Source organism: Candidatus Obscuribacterales bacterium, from assembly GCA_036703605.1.
Lineage (GTDB): Bacteria > Cyanobacteriota > Cyanobacteriia > RECH01 > RECH01 > RECH01.
Genome location: DATNRH010000349.1, coordinates 1 through 3,110, shown reverse-complemented (window position 1 = coordinate 3,110; position 3,110 = coordinate 1). Strand labels below are relative to the sequence as shown.

At 51.2% G+C, this 3,110-nt stretch carries 4 protein-coding genes; all 4 read left to right on the top strand.

Features of this window, described 5'->3' with window-relative positions; genetic code table 11:
* On the top strand, window positions 1-939 hold a 939-nt coding region (locus V6D20_07430), incomplete at its 5' end, for a GTP-binding protein (protein ID HEY9815615.1).
* 17 nt (window positions 940-956) lie between these two features.
* The gene (locus V6D20_07425; protein ID HEY9815614.1) at window positions 957-1,721 is read left to right on the top strand and encodes a hypothetical protein; all 765 of its coding nucleotides are present in this window, start codon (window positions 957-959) and stop codon (window positions 1,719-1,721) included.
* A 29-nt stretch (window positions 1,722-1,750) separates the two neighbouring features.
* Window positions 1,751-2,563, top strand: a complete 813-nt coding sequence (locus V6D20_07420) for a metallophosphoesterase family protein (GenBank protein HEY9815613.1) — start codon at window positions 1,751-1,753, stop codon at window positions 2,561-2,563.
* Window positions 2,564-2,766: 203 nt separating this feature from the next.
* On the top strand, window positions 2,767-3,110 hold a 344-nt coding region (locus tag V6D20_07415; protein ID HEY9815612.1), incomplete at its 3' end, for a hypothetical protein.

Below are 3,110 nucleotides of genomic sequence, written 5' to 3'. Positions count from 1 at the left end.
GATAGCCAACTGCTCGTCTCCGTCGATCAGGATATGGTGCAGTTGAGCAATGGCTGTATCTGTTGCACCATCAATGATGGTCTCGTTGAAGCTGTCTACAATGTTCTAGAGCGAACCGATCGAATTGATTATCTGGTGATTGAAACCACCGGCATTGCTGAGCCACTGCCGATTATGCTGACCTTCCTAGGAACGGAGCTGCGGGATATGACTCGTCTAGACTCCGTGATTACCTTAGTCGATGCCTCAGAGTTTACCCCCAGCCATTTTGAGAGCGAGGCGGCACTCAAACAGGTGATCTATGGCGATATTATTTTACTCAACAAAACAGATTTAGTCTCAGTTGAACAGGTAGATGCTCTAGAACAGCACATCCACGACATCAAAGATGGCGCTCGCATCATTCAATGCCACCACGGAGAGGTGCCGCTACCGCTGCTGTTAGATGTGGGCTTTCACGATCCAAGCACCTATAATGAGCTGATTTCCTTGGATGAACCGGCTCCAGCTCATGATCACGGCCAGAGCCATCACCATGATCATGATGCTCACGCTCACCACGACCATACCCATCACGGCGAGGATCACCACGACCATGCCGATCCTCGCCACTCCCATCACCTCGAAAACGATGGCTTTGTGTCAGTGTCCTTCAAGAGCGATCGCCCCTTCTCCCTGCGCAAATTTGAGGATTTCTTGAACCGCTTGCCCATCGATATCTTTCGGGCTAAGGGGCTGCTGTGGTTTGCCGAAAGCCAGCATAAACATATTTTTCAGCTTAGCGGTAAGCGCTGTACCCTAGACGTGGAGCCTTGGAATTCCTCGCCCTACGCGAACCAACTGGTGTTTATTGGACGGCGGCTGGATGCCGAGCAGTTGCGCCAAGAGCTGATGGATTGTCAAGCCTCTGATATGATCACGCCTATTCTGCTCCGTTAATCATCTCCATAATTCCCATGTCTTCCTCCCCTATGATTGCAGTTGCTGGCCCGTCGGGCAGCGGAAAAACGGCTTGGATGAGTCAGTTTTTTGCCGATCAATCCCGGCCAATATTTTATTTTTGTCCAGGTCTGGGAACTATTTCGGTAGACTTAGCCCGTATTGCCTATCAGTTTCCTTGGGTGCAGGTGATTCCAGACGACCAAGTCACTCAGGTGTTTAGCAACCTGCCAGACGATGCCCAAGTCTTTGTAGAGCTTGGCTTTCACCTTGATCTAACCTCATCCTTTTTGGCATCTCTACCTTGCCATCGCGTCGCCATCCTGCCCATAACTTTCACCGATTCGGAGTGGCACGGCTGGGCAGATGAGGTGCTTCCTGGCAATGAGATAGCGATCGCTGATCACCCCGATCTACCGGCAATTTGGCGATCGCCCCTCACGGGTCAGGTGTTTGATCCACCCAGTTTAGATACGGTATGGAACGAGATCATCGGTGGAGCCTATGGTCAGGTGCATCGGGCTAAGGGAATCTTTGAAATGCCGGATGGGCGCGCCTTTCATATCGATTTTGTGAACGGTTTGCCGGGCAGTGAATATACGGAACTGATGATTCCGCGCTGGTTGGATGGACGTCCCGATCGCTTCAGTGGCATTGAGGTGATTGGATGGACTGTAGATCAAGAGGCGATCGCTCAGGCGATTGTGGATGCTTGTTTGCCCGATGAAGCGATCGCCCAATATCAGCAACAGATGCGCCAACTCGTCGAGGCAACAGCCTAATTTTTCGGTCGAACCATGAGGAGAACACGATGAAACTTGCCGTTATATCCTGCATTCACGGGAATTATGAAGCACTCAATGCTGTCCTATCCGATATAGATGATCAGCAAGCGGATCAAATCTACTGTCTTGGCGATCTGGTGGGCTATGGCCCCCATCCCAATGCCGTTGTAGAAATGATCCGCTCCCTAGATATCCCCACCTGTCAAGGCTGTTGGGATGAAGATATTGTGGAAGGGCTGAATGCCTGCGAATGTAGCTACCCTTCCCAACTTGCCGAAAAACGCGGACGCCTAGCCCATGAATGGACGAATCAAGCGATCCATCCTGAAGTACGCGACTATCTAGCAACGTTGCCCATGAGTTTGCAACGAGATAACCTCTGTTTTGTCCATGGTAGTCCCAATAGCCAGCATGAATATTTGCTGCCAAGTATGGATAACTTCGCCGCCTTAGAACGAGTGTTTGCCACCGGAGCTGACACCCTATTCTGTGGCCACACCCATGTCCCCTACGTGCGCCGGCTGGATCAAGGTCATCTCTCCGTGCGGGTGCATCAACCCAACCATCCAAACACCACCCACCAGTTCACAACGCCGGTGAAACAGATTATTAATGCTGGTTCTGTAGGAGAGCCCCGCCATGGTCGCCCTAACGCAACCTATGTTATTTATGACACCGATACAGCCCAAGTTGCCTTACGGGAAGTTCCCTATGACTACCAGCGCACCTGTGCTGCTATCATCGAGCAAGGATTGCCACCCATCTTTGCTTGGCGTTTAGCCCAAGGGCTAGAATTTGCAGAACGAGCCGATGATCCAGGACATGTCTGTCAGCGATAAGCAGAAGTCCCTATAAGTGATCGGTAGGATATGTTAGCGCTAGCGTAACACATCAACTACACATTAAAGTTTCATAAGTACCTGTAGGATGAGTTACTAACGCATCCTACAAATCTACAAAACCGTTCATTACGGCTATCCCCAACAGCGCATTACAACACAGCCTCTTCCCTCCGATCTACAACATTATCCAAGAGCAACCTATGACAGGACAATGGGCAATTTTAAGCGGCATTGAAGGTAATTTAGCGGCCTATGAGGCCGTGCTAGCCGATCTGCGCTGGTCAACGGTAGACTCTCTTTATATTCTCGGGGATGTCGTCGGTTTGCAGGGAGAGAATGAAGCCGTGGTGCAGCGGCTGCGATCGCCCCGTGGTCAGGAACTATCCCCCCAAGTTTGCACTGGCTGGTGGGAAGAACAGTGTTTTAATCTCCACGGTATGGGTCTACAGATGAACGTGCCGGAATTACTGGATGCCCATGGTGCAGACGCGGTGACAACCTTGTGGGAGTCCCTCAGTCGCGATGCGGTGCAATGGCTGCAATC

What these genes read in the sequence shown, in the direction of transcription:
- V6D20_07420 (HEY9815613.1), top strand. Translation starts at nt 1,751, where the DNA reads ATGAAACTTGCCGTTATATCCTGCATTCACGGGAATTATGAAGCACTC.
- V6D20_07425 (HEY9815614.1), top strand. Translation starts at nt 957, where the DNA reads ATGTCTTCCTCCCCTATGATTGCAGTTGCTGGCCCGTCGGGCAGCGGA.